Below are 19256 nucleotides of genomic sequence, written 5' to 3'. Positions count from 1 at the left end.
GGCGAAGTCGCCGCGGCGATCCGCGGCACCCTGCAGGGCCTGCAGTCCGAGGTGCCGCACGTTCCGCATTTCGCGGGCCTGGCGGCGCGCATGCAGGCGCTGCGGGACAGCCTCCCCGAGGCGCGTCCGCATCACCTGGTGGAAGAGGAAGCCGCGGCAGACCTGCCGGCGTTCGACTTCAGCGAGTTCACCAACCTGGCCTCCGAAGTGGGCGCCGACACCCTGGCGCAAGCAGTCGCCCCGGTGGCGCCCGCGGTTGCCGGTCTCGAGGCGGAATCGCCGCAGGCAGCGACGGCGGATGCCGAACCTGCCAGCACCTTCGACTCCGGTGCGGCGCTCGAAGCCGAACGCCTGGAAGCCGAACGCCTCGAAGCCGAGCGTCTCGAAGCCGAGCGTCTCGAAGCCGAACGTCTCGAAGCCGAACGTCTCGAAGCCGAACGTCTCGAAGCCGAACGTCTCGAAGCCGAGCGCCTCGAAGCCGAGCGCCTCGAAGCCGAGCGCCTCGAAGCCGAACGTCTCGAAGCCGAACGTCTCGAAGCAGAGCGTCTCGAAGCCGAGCGTCTCGAAGCCGAACGTGCCGAAGCCGAACGTGCCGAAGCCGAACGTGCCGAAGCCGAACGTGCCGAAGCCGAACGTCTCGAAGCCGAACGTCTCGAAGCCGAACGTCTCGAAGCCGAACGTGCCGAAGCCGAACGTGCCGAAGCCGAACGTCTCGAAGCCGAACGTCTCGAAGCCGAACGCCTCGCGGCCGAGGAAGAAGCCGAATACGCCCGTTTGGAAGCCGAGTACGCGGAAGCGGCACGGCAGGCACAGGAACAGCGCGAAGCCGAAGAGCGTGCACGGCACGAGGCCGAGGAAGCCGCGCGCCTGGCGGCCGATCAGGCCGAAGCCGAACGCGTTGCGGCGGCACAGGCCGCGGCCGAAGCTGCGCGCGTGGCCGAAGAAGAACGCCTCGAAGCCGAACGCCTGGCCGAGGAGCAGGCGGCGGCCGCGAAGGCAGCCGCGGAAGCCGAAGCCGAAGCGGTGCGCCGTTCCGAGGAACTGCGCGAGGCAGAGGAGCGCGCGCAGCGCGAGGCCGCTGCCGCGGCGGCGGCACTGGCGGCCGCCACCACGCTGCCGGAACCCGAGCCCGCCGTCGCCGCCATCCTCGCGCACGCCCAGGCGGGCAGCGAGGATCCCGACGAGGCCCTCGATCTCACCGGGCTCGACCCGGAACTGGTCGACATCTTCGTGGAGGAAGGTGCCGACCTGCTCGACCATTCCGACGGCCTGCTGGCCGAGCTGCGCGCCGCGCCGGATCTGCGCGAACCGCTGATCGGCCTGCAGCGCGATCTGCACACGCTCAAGGGCGGTGCGCGCATGGCCGGCATCATGGCCGTGGGCGAACTCGGCCACACCATGGAATCGTTGCTCGAGGCCGTGGTCGAGAACCGCGTCGAACTCGGCAGCGATGGCGTGCCCCTGCTCGAGCGCGGCTTCGACCGCCTGCATGCGATGGTCACCCGCGTCGGTGCGCGCCAGGCGATCGCGATGCCGGAAGGGCTGATCGCGGAATTCGAAGCGCGCGCCCGCGGCCAACGCCTCGCCACGCCGGCCTCGGCCGACGCGGCCACGACGGACACCTCGCAGCCGGCCGCGCCGGTCGTCGAGCTCAAGCCGCTGTCCGCACCGATGGTGGATGCGCCGCACGGCGACGAAGACGACATCGGCACGCGCGCGCCACAGGAACAGGTCCGCATCCGCGCCGACCTGCTCGACCGGCTCGTCAACTACGCGGGCGAGGTGGCGATCTATCGCGCCCGCCTGGAACAGCAGCTGGGTGCGTTCCGCGGCGCCATCGCGGAAATGGACCAGACCAACATCCGTCTGCGCGACCAGCTGCGCCGCCTGGAAATCGAAACCGAAGCGCAGATCATCGCGCGCTACCAGCGCGAGCACGAGTCGACGGACGCGACGTTCGACCCGCTCGAGCTCGACCGTTTCTCGACCCTGCAGCAGCTGTCGCGCGCGCTCGCCGAATCCGCCGCCGACCAGACCAGCCTGCAGGTCACGCTGGACGATCTGACCCGCCAGTACGAAACCCTGCTGCTGCAGCAGTCGCGCGTGAGCTCGGAGCTGCAGGAAGGTCTGATGCGCACCCGCATGGTGCCGTTCGACTCGCTGGTGCCGCGCCTGCGTCGCGTCGTGCGCCAGGCTGCCGGCGAAACCGGCAAGCAGGCCCAGCTCAAGCTCGGCAACGCGCAGGGCGAGCTCGACCGCAACGTGCTCGACCGCATGACCGCGCCGCTGGAGCACATGCTCCGCAACGCGATCGCGCACGGCCTGGAAAAGCCGGACAAGCGCAAGAAGGCGGGCAAGGCGGAAGAAGGTTCGATCAGCATCGCCATCCGCCGCGAAGGTTCGGAAGTGGTGCTGGAAGTCGCCGACGACGGCGCCGGTCTCAATCGCGACGCGATCCGCAAGCGTGGCGAGGAGCGTGGCCTGGTCCGTCCGGACGCGGTGCTGACCGACAGCGACCTCGACATGCTGATTTTCGAGCCGGGCTTCTCGACGGCGGACGAAGTCAGCCGCCTCGCCGGCCGTGGCGTTGGCATGGACGTGGTCGCGTCGGAAGTGCGCCAGCTCGGCGGCACGATCGACATCGACTCGCGGCCGGGCGAGGGCACGCGCTTCACCCTGCGCCTGCCACAGACGCTCGCGGTGACGCAGGCGGTGTTCGTCCGTATCGGCGAAACCACGTTTGCGGTACCGATCGCGTCGGTGCGCGGCGTCGGTCGCATCCCGCGCGCCGAGCTGCAGCCGGGTGCCGTGTACCAGTACGGCGGCGAGGACTATCCGGTGCACGACCTGGGTACGCTCGTCGGCCACGCGACTGCGAAGGCCGAAGGCCAGCTGCAGATGCCGCTGCTGCTGATCCGCGCCGGCGATCTGCGCGCCGCGGTCAGCGTCGACCAGGTCGTGGGCAACCGCGAAATCGTGGTCAAGCCGGTGGGCCCGCAGGTCGCTTCGATCCCGGGCATCTTCGGCGCCACCATCATGGGCGACGGCAGCGTCGTGGTGATCCTCGACGTCGCGCCGCTCGTGCGCCGCCAGGCCGTGCTCGCGCCGGAACACCTACCGACCCCGACGGTGGTCGAGCATCGCCGCATCCCCATGGTCATGGTGGTCGACGACTCGGTCACCATGCGCAAGGTCACCGGCCGCGTGCTCGAGCGCAACAACTTCGAGGTGCTCACGGCGAAGGACGGTCTCGACGCGCTGGAGAAGATGGTCGAGCACGTGCCCGACCTCATGCTCCTCGACATCGAAATGCCGCGCATGGACGGCTACGAGCTGGCCACGGCGATGAAGGCCGACCCGCGCCTGCGCAACGTGCCGATCATCATGATCACGTCGCGTACCGGCGAGAAGCATCGCGAACGCGCCTTCAGCATCGGCGTGGAGCGCTACCTGGGCAAGCCGTACCAGGAGCCGGAACTGCTGCGCAACGTATTCGAACTGCTAGGGATAGCGCGTACCCATGAGTAACAACGACCGCCGCGTCGTGTTGCTGGCTCGCCCCGGCGCAGCCCGCGACCGCATGCGTGAGGCACTGGAACAGGCCGGGGCGAACCTGGTGCTGGAGGCCGATCCGGCCACCACCGGCCAGGACGCCGTGCTGTCGGCCGAGCCGGACGTGGCCCTGATCGTGCTGGACGCCGCCACTGACGAAGCGCTCGACCGCTTCGATGGCGTGCTTTCCAATCCACGGATCGAAGTCCTGTTCGAGGAGGCCGAACTTGCCGTCGGTCGCGTCGGCTGGGATGCCGCGCGCTGGGTGCGACACCTGCGGGCCAAGCTGGGCCACGCCGACAGCGTCTTGCCGCCCGGATACGAAGCGTCGTCGACGGAGACCTCTGGGTCCCTGTCGGCTCCGTCTCCCGCACAGTCGGCACCGCCGCCTTTGCCCCCCGAATTGCCACCGGTCGAACCAGCCGCTGCGCCTGTCCCGGCACCCGCACCGGCACCTGCAGTGAAAGTGGAACTGTCGCTGTCGGAACTCGACGAAGTCGGGCCGGTCGACGTGCATAGCGACATGGACCTGGTCGCCATCGAACTCGGCGACGAGGCCGCGCACTATGCGCAGGAGCATGCGGCCGAGCCGGCGCCGCCGTTCGCTTCCAAGCTCGAGCTCGAACTCGTCGACGACACCCCGACGAAGATCACGTTCGATGGCCTCGGCCTCGAGGAAGACCAGCCGGCCGATGCCAGCCGCTTCCATGACGACATGGCGGAACTGCACTCGCGCATCGCTGCGATGGAACTGGTGGAAGACCGCACCGCGGCTTCCGTGCACGGCGCGGTGCTCGTGCTCGCGGGCATCGGCGGCCCCGATGCCGTACGCCAGTTGCTCGGCGCATTGCCGGAAGGTTTTCCGCGCGCCGTGCTGGTCCAGCAGCGCCTGGATGGCGGGCACTACGACAAGCTGGTCGCGCAGATGCAGCGTGCGACCACACTCCCGGTGAAGCTCGCCGCCAGCGGCGACACCCTGCAGGCCGCGACGGTCTACATCCTGCCGCCGGTGCTCGGTGTGCACACCGTCGGTCGCGACCTGGTGTTCGACGAGTCGCCGGCCGAACTCCTGGCCTCGCTGCCGGCGAACGACAGCGCGGTGCTGATGCTGAGCGGCGCGGATCCGGCGCAGGTGGATGCGGTCATGAAGATGGCCGCGGCCGGCGCCCTCATCGCCGCCCAGGCGCTGGATGGCTGCTACGACGTGGCGGCGCCGTCGGCGCTGGCATCGCGCGGCGGACAGGCCGGCAAGCCGCAGGACCTTGCCCGCCGCCTCGCCCAGCGCTGGCATTGAGCCGCCATCCGAAATATCCCGGAACCATGATGACCAGCCAAAGCCCGAAAGCCGCCCAGCCGACCGATATCCGGGGCGTCCTCATCGCCGTGGCGCGTGCCCGGCTGCTGCTGCCGAACGCGACCATCGCCGAAGTGCTGTCGTTCGCACCGCCGTCGCCGGTGGAAGGCGCACCGGAGTGGCTGCTGGGCCGCATCCGCTGGCGCGGCTGGGAGTTGCCGCTGATTTCCTTTTCGCGCATGGCCGACATCGCGCCCGAAGCCGGTGGCCTCGGCAGCAAGGTGGTCGTGCTGAAGGCGCTCGGCGGCGATCCGAAGGCCCCGTATTTCGCGATCCTGACGCAGGGCTTCCCGCGCCTCGTCACGGTGTCGACCGATCGCCTCCTGCACGAACCCGACGAGCAACTCCCGCGCGGCGTGCACGCACGCGTGTGGCTCAACGAGGACGAGGCCTTCATTCCCGATCTCGAGGCGATCCAGGCCCTGATCGGCAACGCGCTCGCGCAGGCTGAGGCGGCCTGATCGCCGCGGCATGGCTGACGCCACCGTCGGCCATGCGGGTGCCGCTTCCACTCCGGGCCGCCTGGCCTCGGTCGACGCGCTGCGCGGCATCACCGTCGCGGCGATGCTGCTGGTGAACAACCCCGGCGACTGGAGCCACGTCTACGCACCGCTCGAACACGCGCAGTGGCACGGCGTGACGCCGACGGATCTGGTCTTCCCGATGTTCCTCTTCATCGTGGGCGTGTCCACGACGCTGGCACTCATGCCGCGGCTGGAGCAGGGCGCATCACCGCGCGCGCTGACCCGGCAGGTGGCGGTCCGCGCGCTGCGCATCGTCGGCCTGGGCCTGCTGCTGCACCTGTGCGCGTGGTGGGCGTTCGACCTGCCGCAGTACCGGCCCATGGGCGTGCTGCAGCGGATCGGACTGTGCTTCGCGCTCGCCGGCCTGGCGACGTGCTGGACGCGACCGCGAACCCACTGGCTGTTGCTGCTGGCGCTGCTCGGCGGATACGCCGCGTTGCTCGCCGCCGGCGGCAGCTATGCGCCCTTCGGGAACATCGCCAGTCGCATCGATCACGCCGTGCTGGGCGTGCATGTCTACCAGCTCGATCCTGCGACGGGGCGCGGGCACGATCCCGAGGGGCTGCCCAGCACCCTGGGTGCGCTGGCCACGACCTTGCTGGGCCTGCGTGCCGGCGATTGGCTCAGGCGCGGCGATGCGCGACGCCTGTGGCTCGCCGGCGCCATCGCGCTGCTGCTCGGGCAGTGCTGGGCGCTGGCGTTGCCGCTCAACAAGAACCTGTGGACACCGTCCTACGTGCTGTGGACTGGCGGGATCTCGCTGATGTCGCTGGCCTTCGCGCATTGGCTCGTCGAACGTCGCGGCCTGCCGCCCTGGGGCCGGGCGTTCGGCGTCAACGCGATCGCGGCGTACGCGGGCTCGGCATTCCTGCTCTATGCGCTGGCCGCCGCAGGCTGGCTGGAACCGATCTACCGGCACGGCTTCGCCGACTGGATCGTTCCGCGCCGGGGACCCTACGTCGCCTCGCTGGCGTACGCCGTCGCGTTCGTCGCCCTGTGGTGGCTGGTGGTGCGTTGGCTGGACGCGCGCCGGATCTACTTCCGCATCTGAGCGGCGGAGCCTCAGGCCAGGTCGCCCAGCCGCGACTGCAGCGCCGCGATCGCGGCGAGCCCGGCCGTCTCGGTGCGCAGGATGCGTGGCCCCAGGCCCAGGCCGCGGAATCCCGCCGCGCGCAGCTGCTCGCGATCGGTCGGCGACCAGCCGCCTTCCGGGCCGACGGCCAGCACCACGCCATCGGCGACATCGGCCGGCAACGCCCCCAGGGCGAGTTCGCCATCCGGATCCAGGATCAGCCGCAAGCCGCCTTCCGGCAGTGCGGCGAGCGCCGCCGCTAGCGACACCGGCGCAGCCACGTCCGGCACGCGGGCGCGCCCGCATTGCTCGCAGGCCGCATCCACCACGGCGCGCCAGTGCGCGAGGCGCTTGTCCGCGCGCGCGCCGTCCAGCTTCACTTCGCTGCGCTGCGACCACAGCGGCGCGATCGCGAACACGCCCAGCTCCGTGGCCTTCTGCAGGATCAGGTCCATCTTCTCGCCGCGGGCCACTCCCTGCAGCAGGGTGATGCGCAGCGGCGATTCGTTGTCGACGGGCCGGGAGGCGACGATCGCGACGCGCAGCTGGCGCTTGTCCAGCGCGACGATCCTGGCGGCGTAATCGTGTCCATCGCCGTTGAACAGCACGCATTCGTCGCCCACCCCGAGCCGCAGCACGCGCGAGAGGTGCGCCGCGGCCTCGTCGGGCAGCGTCGCTTCGCCGCCCACCGCGAGCGCGGCGTCCACGCGAACCCGGGTGGTGCGCATCAGTCGGCCTCCGAGGTGGCTTCGTCGATCGCGTGGCGCGTGACGTCGGCGAGCAGCGCCAGCGCGTCGTCATCGATGCAGTACGGCGGCATCCAGTACAGCACGTCGCCCAGCGGACGCAGCAGCACCCCGCGCGCGAGCGCACTGCGATAGGCCCGCAGGCCCACGCGCGAGGTTGCGGCGAATGGCGTGTGCCGGTCGCCATTCCGCGTCAGTTCGAACGCGACGATCATCCCGGCCTGGCGCACGTCGGCGACGTGCGGGTGATCGGTGAACGGCTGCGCCAGCGCCCGCATGCGCGCCGCCGTGGTCCGGTTGCGTTCGATCACGTTGTCGATGGCGAAGATGTCCAGCGAGGCGAGCGCCGCCGCGCACGCCAGCGGATTGCCGGTGTAACTGTGCGAATGCAGGAACGCACGCTCGCGTGAATCGTCGAGGAAGCCGTCATAGATCGACTGCGTCGCCAGCACCGCCGCCAGCGGCAGCGCGCCGCCCGTGAGCCCCTTCGACAGGCACAGCAGGTCGGGCTGGATGCCGGCCTGCTCGCAGGCGAACAGCGTGCCGGTGCGGCCGAAGCCGGCCGCGATCTCGTCGGCGATCAGGAACACGCCGTGCGCATCGCACAAGGCGCGTGCCAGGCGCAGGTACTCTGGATCGTGCATCCGCATGCCGCCGGCGCATTGCACGCGCGGCTCGAGGATCAGCGCGCAGATCTCGCCGGCATGGCGTTCGAGGATTTCACCCAGGGCTCGCGCGGCGCGCACCGCGCAATCGGTGGGACTCTCGCCCGCCTCGCACTGGTACGCATCCGGGGATGGGGCGAAGACGGCCTCGGCCAGCAGCGGCGCGTAAACGCGCCGGTACAGCGGGATGTCGCCGACCGCAAGCGCGCCCAGGGTCTCGCCGTGATAGCCGTTCTCCAGCGCGACGAAGCGGGTACGGCGCAGGTCGCCGCGGTTGCGGAACCAGTGGAACGCCATCTTCAGCGCGACTTCGACCCCGGCCGAGCCGTTGTCGGCGTAGAACACCTTCGCCAGCGGCGCACGTCCGGCCTCGCGCGGCGCGATCTGCAGCAGGCGTTCGGCGAGTTCGACCGCCGGCGCATGCGAGCAGCCGGCGAGGATGACGTGTTCCAGCGTCGTGGCCTGGCGGGCGATCGCGGCGGCGATGCGCGGTTCGGCGTGGCCGAACAGATTGGTCCACCAGCTGCTGATCGCGTCGAGGTAGCGGCCCCCGTCGCGACCGATCAGCCAGGGGCCTTCGCCGCGCGCGACGGGCAACAGCGGCAGAGTGTCGGGGTGCTCGCGCATCTGCGTGCACGGGTGCCAGAGCACCGCCAGGTCGCGCGAACGCCACGCATCGGCGTCCGCTATCATCGCGGCATCGTGAGTCTTGTCCTGCATCCCGTCATTATCGCAGCACCGGCGACCGCCGCCGCGTGGCCGTCCATGCCGCGGCCCGGCCGCGGAGGTCGCGCGTGACACGCCGGCTGCCCACCATCCATCGCATCACCGAGCACGACGCCGGCCCGTACCGGCTGGAGCGGCTCGAGCTCGAATTCGCCAACGGCGAGCGCCGCAACTACGAGCGCCTGCACGGACGTGGCCACGGTGCCGTGATCGTCGTGCCGATGCTCGATGCCGACACGGTGCTGCTGGTGCGCGAGTACGCGGCCGGCATGCACCGTTACGAACTCGGCCTGGTCAAGGGCCGCATCGATGCCGGCGAAACCGCCTTGCAGGCGGCCGATCGCGAATTGAAGGAAGAAGCCGGCTTCGGCGCGCGCTCGCTGACCCTGCTGCGCGACCTCACCCTGGCCCCGACCTACATGAGCCATACCGCGCAGCTGGTGATCGCGCGCGACCTGTACCCCGAGCGCCTGCCGGGCGACGAGCCGGAGGAGCTCGAAGTGATTCCCTGGAAACTCGATGCCCTGCACGAACTCATCCTGCGCGAGGACTTCTCCGAAGGCCGCAGCATCGCCGCGCTGTTCATCGCCCGCGAATGGCTGAGGATGCAGGCATGATCGACCGCGCCTTGCGGGAAGAAGTCATTGCGCTGGCGCAGGATGCGGCCGCGGCGATTCTCGGCATCTACGACAGCGAGTTCGCCGTCGAGCACAAGGACGACGATTCGCCGCTGACCGCCGCGGACCTGGCCGCGCATCGCTGCATCGTCGCCGGTCTCTCGCGCATCACCCCGGAAATTCCCGTGCTGTCCGAGGAGTCGGCGCACGAAGTCGCCACCGCGCAGCGCCGCGGCTGGACGCGCCTGTGGCTGGTCGATCCGCTCGACGGCACGCGCGAGTTCGTCAAGCGCAACGGCGAGTTCACGGTCAACATCGCGCTGATCGAGGACGGCGTCGCGGTGTTCGGCGTCGTGCAGGCGCCGGTAACCGGCGTGCTGTGGCATGGCGGCGCCGGCCTGGGCGCCTGCGTGCGCGAGCACGGCCAGGAGCGGGCATTGCGCGTTCGCAGCCCGGCCGTCGCGCCGCTGCGCGTCGCCGCCAGCCGTTCGCACCGCGATGCGCGTACGCAGGCTTTCATCGAGCGCATGGGCGAAGTCGAGCCGGTCGGGCTCGGCTCGTCCTTGAAGTTCTGCCGCATCGCCGAAGGCGCGCTCGACGTCTACCCGCGTTTCGGCCCCACCAGCGAATGGGACACCGCCGCCGGCCAGTGCGTACTCGAAGGCGCCGGTGGCGCGCTGTTCGACCCGCAGGGGCGACCGTTCCGCTACAACCAGCGCGACCGCATCCTCAACGGCGACTTCGTCGCGCTGGGCGACACGACGCTGCCGTGGCGCGACTGGATGGCATGAGGCCGACATGAACCAGCTTCCCCAGGACCACCGCGACATCCACACGCTGCTGGAAATCATGCGGCGCCTGCGCGATCCGCAGGGCGGCTGCCCGTGGGACGTCGAGCAGGACTTCGCCAGCATCGCGCCGTACACGATCGAGGAGGCCTACGAAGTCGCCGACGCGATCGACCGCAAGGACCTGCACGCCCTCAAGGACGAACTCGGCGACCTGCTGCTGCAGGTCGTGTTCCATGCGCGCATGGCGGAAGAGCAGGGCAGCTTCGCGTTCGACGACGTGGTTGCCGCGATCAGCGACAAGATGATCCGCCGCCACCCGCACGTCTTCGCCGATGCCACGGTCGAGGACGCGCAAGCGCAGACGGCGGCGTGGGAAGAGCAGAAGCGCCGCGAACGCGAATCCTCGGGGCACGAAGATACTTCCGCCCTGGCCGGCATCGCCCGCGGCCTGCCCGAATGGCAGCGTGCGGTGAAGCTGCAGAAGCGCGCGGCGACCGTGGGCTTCGACTGGCCGCACATCGATCCGGTGATCGCCAAGCTGCACGAGGAAATCGAGGAAGTACGCGCCGAGTTCACCGCCGTCGCCAACGACCCGGCCGACGCGGCAGCGCGCGATCGCCTCGAGGACGAGATCGGCGATCTGTTGTTCGTGGCGGCGAACATCGCCCGCCACGCGAAGGTCGATGTCGGCGCGGCGATGCGCCGCGCCAACCTCAAGTTCGAGCGCCGCTTCCGCGCGATGGAGGCGCTCGCCGACGCCGATGGCCACGCGCTTGCCGCGTTGCCGCTGGAAGCGCAGGATCGCTACTGGAACCGGGCCAAGGACGGCGAGAAAGCAGGAAAGTAGACACTGCGGGCGATCTCCCGCATCACGGCGGACACGCAATGGGCCAGTTTTCCAGCTTCCGCGATTTCTATCCCTACTACCTCGGCGAACATGCCAACCGCATTTGCCGGCGCCTGCATTTCGTCGGTAGTTGCGGCGTGCTCGTGCTGCTTGCCCTGGCGATCTGGCAGCGCAATGGCTGGTACGTGCCGGGAGCGCTGGTCTGCGGGTATGGGTTCGCCTGGATCGGCCATTTCTTCTTCGAGAAGAACCGGCCGGCGACGTTCCGGCATCCGTTCTATTCGTTCGTGGGCGACTGGGTGATGTTCAAGGACATCCTCTTCGGACGCATCCGGTTCTAGGCCCCTTCCGTTCGCCGGGAGAAATGCCGAAAAGCCTGCTCCACGAATGCTTCGCCGGGTCAGAGGTGGAAGCTCTTTCGCCCCGCTTCTTCCCGCTCCCGGGGAGAAGATGCCGAAGAGCCTGCCCACGAATGCTGCAATCGGGGCAGATGAGGGGGCTTCTGCTGCTGCTTTCCTTCGCCTTTCAATCCTGGAAGATCAGCCACGCCGCCACCACGATCAGCACGAAGCCGGCCCAGTGGTTCCACTTCAACGGCTGGCCGAGGTACCAGGTGGAGAATCCCGCGAACACCAGCAGCGTGATCACTTCCTGCATGCCCTTGAGCTGCGGCGCCGAATACAGGGAGCTGCCCAGGCGGTTGGCCGGCACCATCAGGCAGTATTCGAAGAGCGCGATGCCCCAGCTGGCGGCGATCGCCAGCGCCAGCGGAGCGGACTTGTAGCGCAGGTGGCCGTACCAGGCGAACGTCATGAAGACGTTGGAGGCGAGGAGGAGCAGGGCAGGCAGGAGGCGGTCGAGCATGGACGCGGCGGGACGGGGCGGAAACTGAATTATTTCAGGTTCTTAGCTGCTTCTTCACGGAACCTCTACCCGCTCCGGTGCAGTTTCACAAACCTGAAGTCGCTCTGGAGGCCCGGGTCATGCAATCAACACGCGATGGCGGATTGGTCCTGATAGTCGAGGACAATCGCAACATTTCCGAGATGGTCGGCGAGTACCTGGAAGGCCGCGGGTTCGAGGTGGATTTCGCGGCGGACGGGCTCGACGGCTATCGACTCTCCACCGAGAACAGCTACGACGTGATCGTGCTGGACCTGATGCTGCCGCGCATGGACGGCATCGAGGTCTGCAAGAAGCTGCGCGAGGAAGCGCGCAAGTCCACGCCCGTGCTCATGCTCACCGCACGTGACACCCTGGACGAGAAGCTCAACGGTCTCTCGGTCGGCGCCGACGACTACCTCACCAAGCCGTTCGCGATCCAGGAGCTGGAAGCACGCCTGCGTGCGCTGATCCGCCGCGAACGTCGCCAGGTCGGCGGCGAGGTGCTGAAGGTCGCCGACCTGGTGCTCGATCCCGCCAGCCTGCGCGTCACCCGCGGCGGTACCGAGCTGCAGCTTTCGCCGATCGGCCTGCGACTGCTCACGATCCTGATGCGCGAATCGCCGCGCGTGGTCAGCCGTCAGGAAATCGAGCGCGAGATCTGGGGCAACGGCCTGCCCGATTCGGACACGCTGCGCAGTCACCTCTACAACCTGCGCAAGACCATCGACAAACCGTTCGACAAGCAGCTGCTGCACACCGTGCAGAGCGCAGGTTATCGCGTCGCGGACATATCCCAGCCGCCCGACTGACCGCGTCATGCCGCAGGGGCTGCCCAGGAAGGTAAAACTGGCCTTCGTCGCGCAGGCGCTCATTGCGAGCGTCGTGCTCTGCCTCGTCATGCTCGCGGTGGGTCTGGCCGTGCGGCAAACCGTGGTGACCTGGGCTGCGCATCGCGAAGCGGAGCAGTTCTGGTCGCGTCATGCCGCCGCGGGCAATGCGGCCCTGCTTAGCGGTCGCACTTTCCACACCTACTTCGCGCCCGCCGCCAGCGGATCCGATGCCCTGCCACCGACCACGCGCGACCTGCCCGAAGGTCTGAACCAGCTGTCCCTCGGCTCCTTCGCCTACATCGAGGATCGCCCGTCCGGACGCTTCGTCGCGACGATCGATACCGAACTGATCGACGTCGTGATCATCTGGACGGTGCTGTGCGCCCTGCTGTTCGCGCTGGTGATCTCGTATGCCATGGCCTGGCTGACGTACCGGACCACCAAGCGCATGGTGGTGCCCGTGAGCTGGCTGGCCGATGTGGTCGCGCACTGGGATCCACGCGCGCCCGATACCAGCGTCATCCGCGAAGGCCGGCTCCCGCCCGATTCGGGCAGCGAGGTCCGCCAGCTCACCGCCGCGTTGACCGATCTGGGCGATCGCGTCACCGACTTCGTGCAGCGCGAGCGCGACTTCACCCGCGACGCCAGCCACGAGTTGCGCACGCCGCTCACGGTCATCCGCGTGGCCACCGACCTGATGCTGGCCGATCCCGACGCCAGCGAGCGCCAGGTGCGTTCGCTGGCGCGCGTGCAGCGCGCGGGGCGCGACATGGAGGCGGTGATCGACGCGTTCCTGATCCTCGCGCGCGAAGCGGAAGTGGAGCCGCTGAGCGAGGAGTTCGACGTGCGCGAGATCGTCGGCCACGAAGTTGCGCGCGTGCAGCCGCTGCTGTCGGGGCGGCCGATCGAGCTGGACGTCATCGACCAGGGCGCGCCCAGGCTGTTCGCGCCGCCGCACGTGCTGGCGGTGATGGTCGGCAACCTGCTGGGGAATGCCGTGCGCTTCACCGATGCGGGACGCATCGAACTGGTGCTGATGCCGGACCGCATCGTCGTGCGCGATACCGGCATCGGCATGTCGCGGGAAACCTTGATCAAGGCCTTCGATCCCTTCTATCGTGCCGACCCCGCACGCGAGGAAGGACGCGGCATGGGCCTGTCGATCGTGCGCCGCCTCGGCGAGCGTTTCGGCTGGCCGGTCAGCCTCGACAGCCAGCCGGGAAAGGGCACGGTCGCTACCATCCGCTTTGCCTGATCGGTCGGAACGTTGCCGGCCGGCTGGACCGGCACTGAACGAACCGGGGCCGTAGCGGTCAACGCTCCGTCAACCCGCGACGCCTTCGGGCGTTATCTCCGTCGTTTCCCTACTGCCCGGTTCCATGAGCGCAACCCGCAAGCCGTCCCCTGCCCGTAAAACATCGTCCTGGTCGCGCCGCATCGCCGTCGTGGCCGTCATCGGGGCCGTCGCCATCGGCGCGCTGTATGCGTGGCGCCATCGCAGCAACGAGGAAGCCGCCTCGGCCTACCGCACGGCGAAGGTCGAACGGGGCGACATCCGGGTCACGATCTCCGCGACCGGCGCGCTCAACGCCACCTCGCAGGTCGATGTCGGCAGCCAGATTTCCGGCCAGGTCACCGACGTCCTCGTCGATTACAACGATCACGTCAGCAAGGGCCAGGTGATCGCGCGCATCGACCCGAGCACGTACGAGGCGCAGATCGCGCAGGGCAACGCGCAGATCAACAGCGCACGCGCGGCACTCGCGACGGCCCAGGCCACCTTGCGCAACGCCGAAGCCGACTACAACCGCAAGGCGGAACTCGCGCAGCAGCAGCTGATCGCGCGCGGCGATCTCGACCTCGCCCGCGCCGCACGCGACCAGGCGCGCGCGCAGGTCGCTTCGGCGCAGGCGCAGATCCGGCAGCAGACCGCTTCGACGCAGACTTCGCGCCTCAACCTGCAACGCACGGTGATCCGCTCGCCGGTGGACGGCGTGGTGCTGTCGCGCTCGATCGAGCCCGGCCAGACGGTGGCCGCGAGCCTGCAGGCGCCGGTGCTGTTCCAGATCGCTGAGGACCTGTCGCAGATGGAGATCCTTCTGGCGGTCGACGAGGCCGACATCGGCCAGGTCAAGCCGGGGCTCGACGTCGCCTTTACCGTCGATGCCTATCCCGAACGACGCTTCCGCGGCAAGGTGAAGCAGGTGCGCCTGGCCGCGACCAACACCAGCAACGTCATCACCTATCCCGTCGTGGTGTCGCTGGACAACAGCGATCAGTCGCTGCTGCCCGGCATGACCGCGAATGCCGAGATCGAGGTCAGTCACCGCGAAGACGTGCTGCGCGTGAGCAATGCCGCGCTGCGTTACAAGCCCGACGACGAATACGGCGGGGCGGCGACGCGTGGAGCTGGCGGCCGCGGCAACTTCGCCGAGGATTTCGAGCGCATCGCTGCAACGCTGAAGCTGGACGCCCCGCAGCGCGCCGCATTCGATCAAGCGCTGGCCGCGATCCGCCAGCGCGTGGCATCGCGCCAGGCGGCGCCTGCACCGCAACAGGGCGCCAGCCTGTTCGGCCGCGGCCCGGGCGGAGGCAGCAACCGGCCTGGCGGCGAAGGCAATGCGGGTGCGATGCGCCAGCGCATGGCCGATCGCTTCAACCAGCAGTTCGCGGCATTCAAGGCCACGCTCGACGACGCGCAGAAGGCGCAGTGGGATCGCGAAATCGCCGCGCTGGTCGGCTCGCGTCGCGCGCCGCTCTACAAACTGGTCGATGGCAAGCCACAGGCGGTGATGGTGCGCGTTGGCGCGTCCGACGGCAGCTACACGGAAGTGTCCGGCGGGATCCGCGAGGGCGACGAGGTGATCGTCGGCAGCGGGCGCGCGGCGAAATGAGCGCATCGCCCACGGACGTTGCCGCGGGACGTGCGGAGACCCCTGCCGTGATCGAGACGCACGCGCTGGGCAAGGTGTATTCGCCGGGCACCGAAGCGGAAGTCGTCGCGCTGCGCGGGGTGAACCTGCGCATCGGCAGCGGCGAATTCGTGGCGATCATGGGCCCGTCGGGTTCGGGCAAGTCCACGCTGATGAACCTGTTGGGCTGCCTCGACACGCCTTCGAGCGGTACCTACCGCTGCGACGGCATCGATGTCGCGACGCTCGATGCCGAGGAGCGCGCAGCGTTGAGGCTGGAGAAGATCGGTTTCGTGTTCCAGGGGTTCAATCTGCTGCCGCGGATGAACGCACTGGAGAACGTGGCGATGCCGATGGGTTACGCCAACGTGCATCGCGAGGAACGCCTGCAGCGCGCCCGCGACGCGCTGGAAGCGGTGGGTCTCGCCGAACGCGCCGGCCACCGCCCGAGCGAATTGTCCGGGGGCCAGCAGCAACGCGTCGCGATCGCGCGCGCGCTGATCAACCGGCCGCCGATCCTGCTCGCCGACGAGCCCACCGGTGCGCTCGACAGCCGCACGGGCGAGGAAATCCTGGCGCTGTTCAAGCGCCTGCAGCAGGAAGACCACACCGTGGTGCTGATCACGCACGATCCCGACGTCGCCCGCCATTGCGACCGCGTCTTCCTCATGCGCGACGGCGAGTTGCACGAGCAGGCGCGACCGGTGGCGGAAGAAACGCCATGAACTTCATGGAAATCCTGCGCACCGCCGTCTTCGCCCTGCGCGGCAACTGGTTGCGCAGCGCACTGACGTCGCTGGGCGTGATCATCGGCATCGCCGCGGTCATCGTGATGGTGTCGGTCGGGCAGGGCACGCAGGCGGAAATCGACAAGCTGGTGTCGGGGTTGGGCTCGAACCGGCTCGACATCAGCGGCGGTGGCGGTTTCGGCGGCGGCGGAGCGCGCGTCGCCGCGGGCAGCCGCTATTCGCTCAACGAAGGCGATGCCGAGGCGATCCGCGACCAGATTCCGGAGGTCCAGTACGTCGCCGCGTCGCTGCGCGGCGGCACGCAGATCGTGTATGCGGAAAGCAACTGGTCCACGCAGTGGGAAGGCGTGCAGCCGGATTTCTTCGCGATCAACGACTGGGAAATCGCCGATGGCAACGGCTTCGAGGCGCACGACTACAGCGGTGGCAAGTCGGTGCTGCTGGGCGAGACCGTGCGCCGCGAACTGTTCGGCGACGAGGACGCGGTGGGCCAGACGGTGCGCCTGGGCCGCGTGCCGTTCACCGTCGGTGGTGTGCTGAAGGCGAAAGGGCAGGGCGGCTTCGGCCAGGACCAGGACGACATCGTGCTGGTGCCGCTGGAAACCGCGCGCCGCCGCCTGATGGGCGCCGCCAACGTGCCGCCGGGCGGCGTGCGGCAGATCGCGCTCGGCGTCACCCGCGCGGAGGACGTGGACTATGTCCAGGGCGAGGTCGAAGCGCTGCTGCGCCAGCGCCACCGCATCCAGCCTGGCGACGAGGACGACTTCAGCGTGCGCAACATCGCCGAAGTCGTCGCCACGCGCACGCAGACCACGCGGCTGATGTCGCTGCTGCTGGGTGCGGTGGCGACGATCTCGCTGGTGGTCGGCGGCATCGGCATCATGAACATCATGCTGGTGTCGGTGACCGAACGGATCCGCGAGATCGGCCTGCGCATGGCGGTTGGCGCGGGGCCTTCGGACATCCGCCGGCAGTTCCTCGCCGAGGCGATGCTGATCTCGCTGATCGGCGGCGTGATCGGCATCGCGCTGGGTGTGGTGGGCGCGTTGCTGGTGGGGCGCTTCGGTTCGCTCCCGGTGGCGTTGAACGGGCAGGTGGTGGCGCTGGCGGCAGGCTTCTCCATCGCCACGGGCCTGTTCTTCGGCTACTACCCGGCGCGCAAGGCCTCGCAGCTCGACCCGATCGAGGCCCTGCGCCAGCAGTGACCCGACCGCCTGCGCACAGACCCTGGCGCGGAGGCGGACTATGCTTGGCCGGTCATGAACCCTCGAGGCCTGCCATGCGCCATCTGTCGCTCCTGTTGCTTGCATTCGCCGCCATGACCGCCCACGCCGCCGACCCGAATGCCAGCGACGCCGGCAACGTCGGAAAGCATCGCACCGCCATGGTGATCCACGGCGGCGCCGGTGTGATCGAGCGCAGCGCGCTGAGTGCGGAGGACGAGAAGGAGATCCGTGCGACGTTGAATCGCGCGCTCGATGCCGGCAATGCGGTGCTGACGAAGGGCGGCAGCGCGCTCGACGCGGTGGAAGCCGCGATCGTGGTGATGGAGGAATCCCCGCAGTTCAACGCCGGCAAGGGCGCGGTGTTCAACGCGGAAGGCAAGCACGAACTCGACTCCTCGATCATGGACGGCCACACGCGGCGCGCCGGTGCGATCGCCGGCGTCACCACCGTGCGTAATCCGATCAAACTGGCGCGCGCGGTGATGGAGCACAGCCCGCACGTGATGCTCGCCGGCGCGGGCGCCGAGAAATTCGCCGACAGCCGCCCGGAAATCGAGCGCGTGGCCAACAGCTGGTTCGATACCGATCGTCGCCGCAAGCAACTGGAAGAAGCGCAGGCGAAGGAGCGCAGCGGTGCCGCGATCGTCGAGAAGGGCAAGTACTTCGGCACGGTGGGCGTGGTCGCGCTGGATGCGCAGGGCCATATCGCCGCGGGCACCAGCACCGGCGGCATGACCAACAAGCGCTGGGGCCGCGTGGGCGACTCCCCGATCATCGGCGCAGGCACCTGGGCCGACGACCGCTGCGGCGTGTCGGGCACGGGCTGGGGCGAGTTCTACATCCGCAATGCGGTGGCGCACGACATCTGCGCGCGCGTGGCCTATCGCGGCGACGCGCTGGTCGACGCGGCCGAGGAAGTCGTCAACCGGATCGTGCCGGCCAGCGGCGGCGACGGCGGCGCGATCGCGCTGGATCGCGACGGCAACATCGCGATGCCGTTCAACACCAGCGGCATGTACCGCGCGTGGCTCAAGCCCGACGGTTCGCGCGGCACGGCGATCTTCCGCGACGAGAAGTGAGACGGCTGCGGGGCCTGGCGCCCCGCAGCGGGTCCGCTCAGGCGCCGGCGTGCTGCTGTTTCGACCACTCCGCCATCGCCTGTTTCATCTCCTCGGGGCCGACGTCGCGCACGTGCGTGCCCAGCGACCACTTGTGGCCGAACGGGTCGATCACGGTGCCCATGCGGTCGCCCCAGAATTCGTCCTTGACCGGTCGGTCCGGTTTCGCGCCGGCCTGCACCGCGCGGTCCCACGCGGCGTCCGCGTCGGGGCCGTAGATGACGAAGCTGGCGGTGGCGCCGCCGCGCTTGTTGGGACCCAGCGCCTGCATGTCGGGCCACTCGTCCGACAGCATCAGCTGGGTGTCGCCGATGCGGATCTCGGCGTGGCCGATCCGGTCGCCCATCGGCAGCCGGTAGAGTTCCTGCGCACCGAAGGCGCGTTCGTAGAAATCGATCGCCTTCGCCGCATCGTCGACGATCAGGTACGCGTTGACCGAGTGGTAGCCCTCGGGAATGGGATTGACGGACATCGCACGCTCCTCGTGGGGGAAGAGGCGCAGGCTGCGCCGGCACGCGTTACCCGGCAATGATCGTTCTTGCCTCGTTTTCGCGCGGCCGACGCGGGGCCGGCAGGGCGGGGCTGCGGAGCTTGTGGCAGAATCCGGGGCCTGATCGCGGCCCCCGGCCGCCTCGCCCGGCC

19 protein-coding genes are annotated in these 19256 nt (G+C 69.2%); 14 read left to right on the top strand and 5 right to left on the bottom strand.

What is annotated here, in order from left to right; translation table 11 throughout:
- Positions 1-187 precede the first annotated feature (187 nt).
- Positions 188-802 carry a pentapeptide repeat-containing protein gene (locus ACFPN1_RS06990; RefSeq protein ID WP_386754827.1) on the bottom strand — a complete coding sequence of 205 codons (615 nt, stop codon included), beginning with the start codon at positions 800-802 and terminating at the stop codon, positions 188-190.
- 131 nt (positions 803-933) lie between these two features.
- Here ACFPN1_RS06990 and ACFPN1_RS06985 point away from each other — a divergent pair, with 131 nt between their 5' ends.
- From ACFPN1_RS06985 to ACFPN1_RS06970, 4 genes are read left to right on the top strand one after another with little or no spacing between them, the layout of a single operon-like run.
- Positions 934-3528, top strand: coding sequence for a response regulator (locus ACFPN1_RS06985; protein WP_386754826.1), 2595 nt, complete (start codon positions 934-936; stop codon positions 3526-3528).
- Positions 3521-4846: a chemotaxis protein CheB gene (locus tag ACFPN1_RS06980; RefSeq protein WP_386754122.1), complete on the top strand. Its 1326-nt coding sequence runs from the start codon at positions 3521-3523 to the stop codon at positions 4844-4846. The genes ACFPN1_RS06985 and ACFPN1_RS06980 overlap by 8 nt, the downstream gene beginning before the upstream one ends.
- Positions 4847-4875: 29 nt before the next feature.
- Positions 4876-5367 (top strand): chemotaxis protein CheW, encoded by a 492-nt coding sequence (locus ACFPN1_RS06975; protein WP_386754121.1) that lies wholly within the window; start codon positions 4876-4878, stop codon positions 5365-5367.
- Positions 5368-5377: 10 nt separating this feature from the next.
- Positions 5378-6481 (top strand): acyltransferase family protein, encoded by a 1104-nt coding sequence (locus ACFPN1_RS06970; protein WP_386754120.1) that lies wholly within the window; start codon positions 5378-5380, stop codon positions 6479-6481.
- A gap of 11 nt (positions 6482-6492) precedes the next feature.
- Here ACFPN1_RS06970 and ACFPN1_RS06965 read toward each other — a convergent pair whose 3' ends face one another.
- Together ACFPN1_RS06965 and bioA are read right to left on the bottom strand one after the other, a co-directional pair.
- Complete coding sequence (locus tag ACFPN1_RS06965; RefSeq protein ID WP_386754119.1) at positions 6493-7230, bottom strand: 16S rRNA (uracil(1498)-N(3))-methyltransferase; 738 nt, start codon at positions 7228-7230, stop codon at positions 6493-6495.
- Positions 7230-8633 carry an adenosylmethionine--8-amino-7-oxononanoate transaminase gene (gene bioA / locus ACFPN1_RS06960; protein WP_386754117.1) on the bottom strand — a complete coding sequence of 468 codons (1404 nt, stop codon included), beginning with the start codon at positions 8631-8633 and terminating at the stop codon, positions 7230-7232. The genes ACFPN1_RS06965 and bioA overlap by 1 nt, the downstream gene beginning before the upstream one ends.
- A 74-nt stretch (positions 8634-8707) precedes the next feature.
- Between bioA and nudE the strand changes: the two genes are divergently transcribed.
- The 4 genes from nudE to ACFPN1_RS06940 are packed head-to-tail and all read left to right on the top strand — an operon-like array spanning position 8708 to position 11235.
- Entirely contained in the window at positions 8708-9256 is a 549-nt protein-coding gene (gene nudE / locus ACFPN1_RS06955; protein WP_386754116.1) for an ADP compounds hydrolase NudE, read from the top strand.
- Entirely contained in the window at positions 9253-10047 is a 795-nt protein-coding gene (cysQ, locus tag ACFPN1_RS06950; RefSeq protein WP_386754115.1) for a 3'(2'),5'-bisphosphate nucleotidase CysQ, read from the top strand. The genes nudE and cysQ overlap by 4 nt, the downstream gene beginning before the upstream one ends.
- Before the next feature lie 7 nt (positions 10048-10054).
- Positions 10055-10894 carry a nucleoside triphosphate pyrophosphohydrolase gene (gene mazG, locus ACFPN1_RS06945; RefSeq protein WP_386754114.1) on the top strand — a complete coding sequence of 280 codons (840 nt, stop codon included), beginning with the start codon at positions 10055-10057 and terminating at the stop codon, positions 10892-10894.
- Positions 10895-10932: 38 nt separating this feature from the next.
- Complete coding sequence (locus tag ACFPN1_RS06940) at positions 10933-11235, top strand: Mpo1-like protein (RefSeq protein WP_386754113.1); 303 nt, start codon at positions 10933-10935, stop codon at positions 11233-11235.
- A gap of 184 nt (positions 11236-11419) precedes the next feature.
- On the opposite strand, the gene ACFPN1_RS06935 is transcribed toward ACFPN1_RS06940, so the two are convergent.
- Positions 11420-11758, bottom strand: a complete 339-nt coding sequence (locus ACFPN1_RS06935; protein ID WP_386754112.1) for a DMT family protein — start codon at positions 11756-11758, stop codon at positions 11420-11422.
- A 119-nt stretch (positions 11759-11877) separates the two neighbouring features.
- Here ACFPN1_RS06935 and ACFPN1_RS06930 point away from each other — a divergent pair, with 119 nt between their 5' ends.
- From ACFPN1_RS06930 to ACFPN1_RS06905, 6 genes are all read left to right on the top strand, one after another.
- Entirely contained in the window at positions 11878-12588 is a 711-nt protein-coding gene (locus tag ACFPN1_RS06930) for a response regulator transcription factor (RefSeq protein WP_056134602.1), read from the top strand.
- 7 nt (positions 12589-12595) lie between these two features.
- Positions 12596-13864 carry a sensor histidine kinase gene (locus ACFPN1_RS06925; RefSeq protein ID WP_386754111.1) on the top strand — a complete coding sequence of 423 codons (1269 nt, stop codon included), beginning with the start codon at positions 12596-12598 and terminating at the stop codon, positions 13862-13864.
- 190 nt (positions 13865-14054) lie between these two features.
- A complete protein-coding gene (locus ACFPN1_RS06920) occupies positions 14055-15503 on the top strand; it encodes an efflux RND transporter periplasmic adaptor subunit (protein WP_386754110.1) in 1449 nt (482 codons plus the stop codon).
- A gap of 47 nt (positions 15504-15550) precedes the next feature.
- The gene (locus ACFPN1_RS06915) at positions 15551-16246 is read left to right on the top strand and encodes an ABC transporter ATP-binding protein (protein WP_386754108.1); all 696 of its coding nucleotides are present in this window, start codon (positions 15551-15553) and stop codon (positions 16244-16246) included.
- Positions 16243-17475, top strand: a complete 1233-nt coding sequence (locus ACFPN1_RS06910) for an ABC transporter permease (protein WP_386754107.1) — start codon at positions 16243-16245, stop codon at positions 17473-17475. Before ACFPN1_RS06915 ends, ACFPN1_RS06910 begins: the two co-directional genes overlap by 4 nt.
- 74 nt (positions 17476-17549) lie before the next feature.
- Complete coding sequence (locus ACFPN1_RS06905) at positions 17550-18575, top strand: isoaspartyl peptidase/L-asparaginase family protein (RefSeq protein ID WP_386754106.1); 1026 nt, start codon at positions 17550-17552, stop codon at positions 18573-18575.
- 37 nt (positions 18576-18612) lie between these two features.
- On the opposite strand, the gene ACFPN1_RS06900 is transcribed toward ACFPN1_RS06905, so the two are convergent.
- The gene (locus ACFPN1_RS06900) at positions 18613-19086 is read right to left on the bottom strand and encodes a VOC family protein (protein WP_386754105.1); all 474 of its coding nucleotides are present in this window, start codon (positions 19084-19086) and stop codon (positions 18613-18615) included.
- Positions 19087-19256: the final 170 nt, after the last annotated feature.

The organism is Lysobacter yangpyeongensis, assembly GCF_042655745.1.
GTDB classification, from domain to species: domain Bacteria; phylum Pseudomonadota; class Gammaproteobacteria; order Xanthomonadales; family Xanthomonadaceae; genus Agrilutibacter; species Agrilutibacter yangpyeongensis.
The sequence above is the reverse complement of the archived record's forward strand: the minus strand, read 5'-3'. Positions and strand labels throughout refer to the sequence as shown.

Coding starts and splice junctions, on each gene's coding strand:
- ACFPN1_RS06910 (WP_386754107.1), top strand. CDS start 16,243: ATGAACTTCATGGAAATCCTGCGCACCGCCGTCTTCGCCCTGCGCGGC.
- ACFPN1_RS06905 (WP_386754106.1), top strand. CDS start 17,550: ATGCGCCATCTGTCGCTCCTGTTGCTTGCATTCGCCGCCATGACCGCC.
- cysQ (WP_386754115.1), top strand. CDS start 9,253: ATGATCGACCGCGCCTTGCGGGAAGAAGTCATTGCGCTGGCGCAGGAT.
- ACFPN1_RS06940 (WP_386754113.1), top strand. CDS start 10,933: ATGGGCCAGTTTTCCAGCTTCCGCGATTTCTATCCCTACTACCTCGGC.
- ACFPN1_RS06930 (WP_056134602.1), top strand. CDS start 11,878: ATGCAATCAACACGCGATGGCGGATTGGTCCTGATAGTCGAGGACAAT.
- ACFPN1_RS06975 (WP_386754121.1), top strand. CDS start 4,876: ATGACCAGCCAAAGCCCGAAAGCCGCCCAGCCGACCGATATCCGGGGC.
- mazG (WP_386754114.1), top strand. CDS start 10,055: ATGAACCAGCTTCCCCAGGACCACCGCGACATCCACACGCTGCTGGAA.
- bioA (WP_386754117.1), bottom strand. CDS start 8,633: ATGCAGGACAAGACTCACGATGCCGCGATGATAGCGGACGCCGATGCG.
- ACFPN1_RS06965 (WP_386754119.1), bottom strand. CDS start 7,230: ATGCGCACCACCCGGGTTCGCGTGGACGCCGCGCTCGCGGTGGGCGGC.
- ACFPN1_RS06970 (WP_386754120.1), top strand. CDS start 5,378: ATGGCTGACGCCACCGTCGGCCATGCGGGTGCCGCTTCCACTCCGGGC.
- ACFPN1_RS06980 (WP_386754122.1), top strand. CDS start 3,521: ATGAGTAACAACGACCGCCGCGTCGTGTTGCTGGCTCGCCCCGGCGCA.
- ACFPN1_RS06925 (WP_386754111.1), top strand. CDS start 12,596: ATGCCGCAGGGGCTGCCCAGGAAGGTAAAACTGGCCTTCGTCGCGCAG.
- ACFPN1_RS06900 (WP_386754105.1), bottom strand. CDS start 19,086: ATGTCCGTCAATCCCATTCCCGAGGGCTACCACTCGGTCAACGCGTAC.
- ACFPN1_RS06935 (WP_386754112.1), bottom strand. CDS start 11,758: ATGCTCGACCGCCTCCTGCCTGCCCTGCTCCTCCTCGCCTCCAACGTC.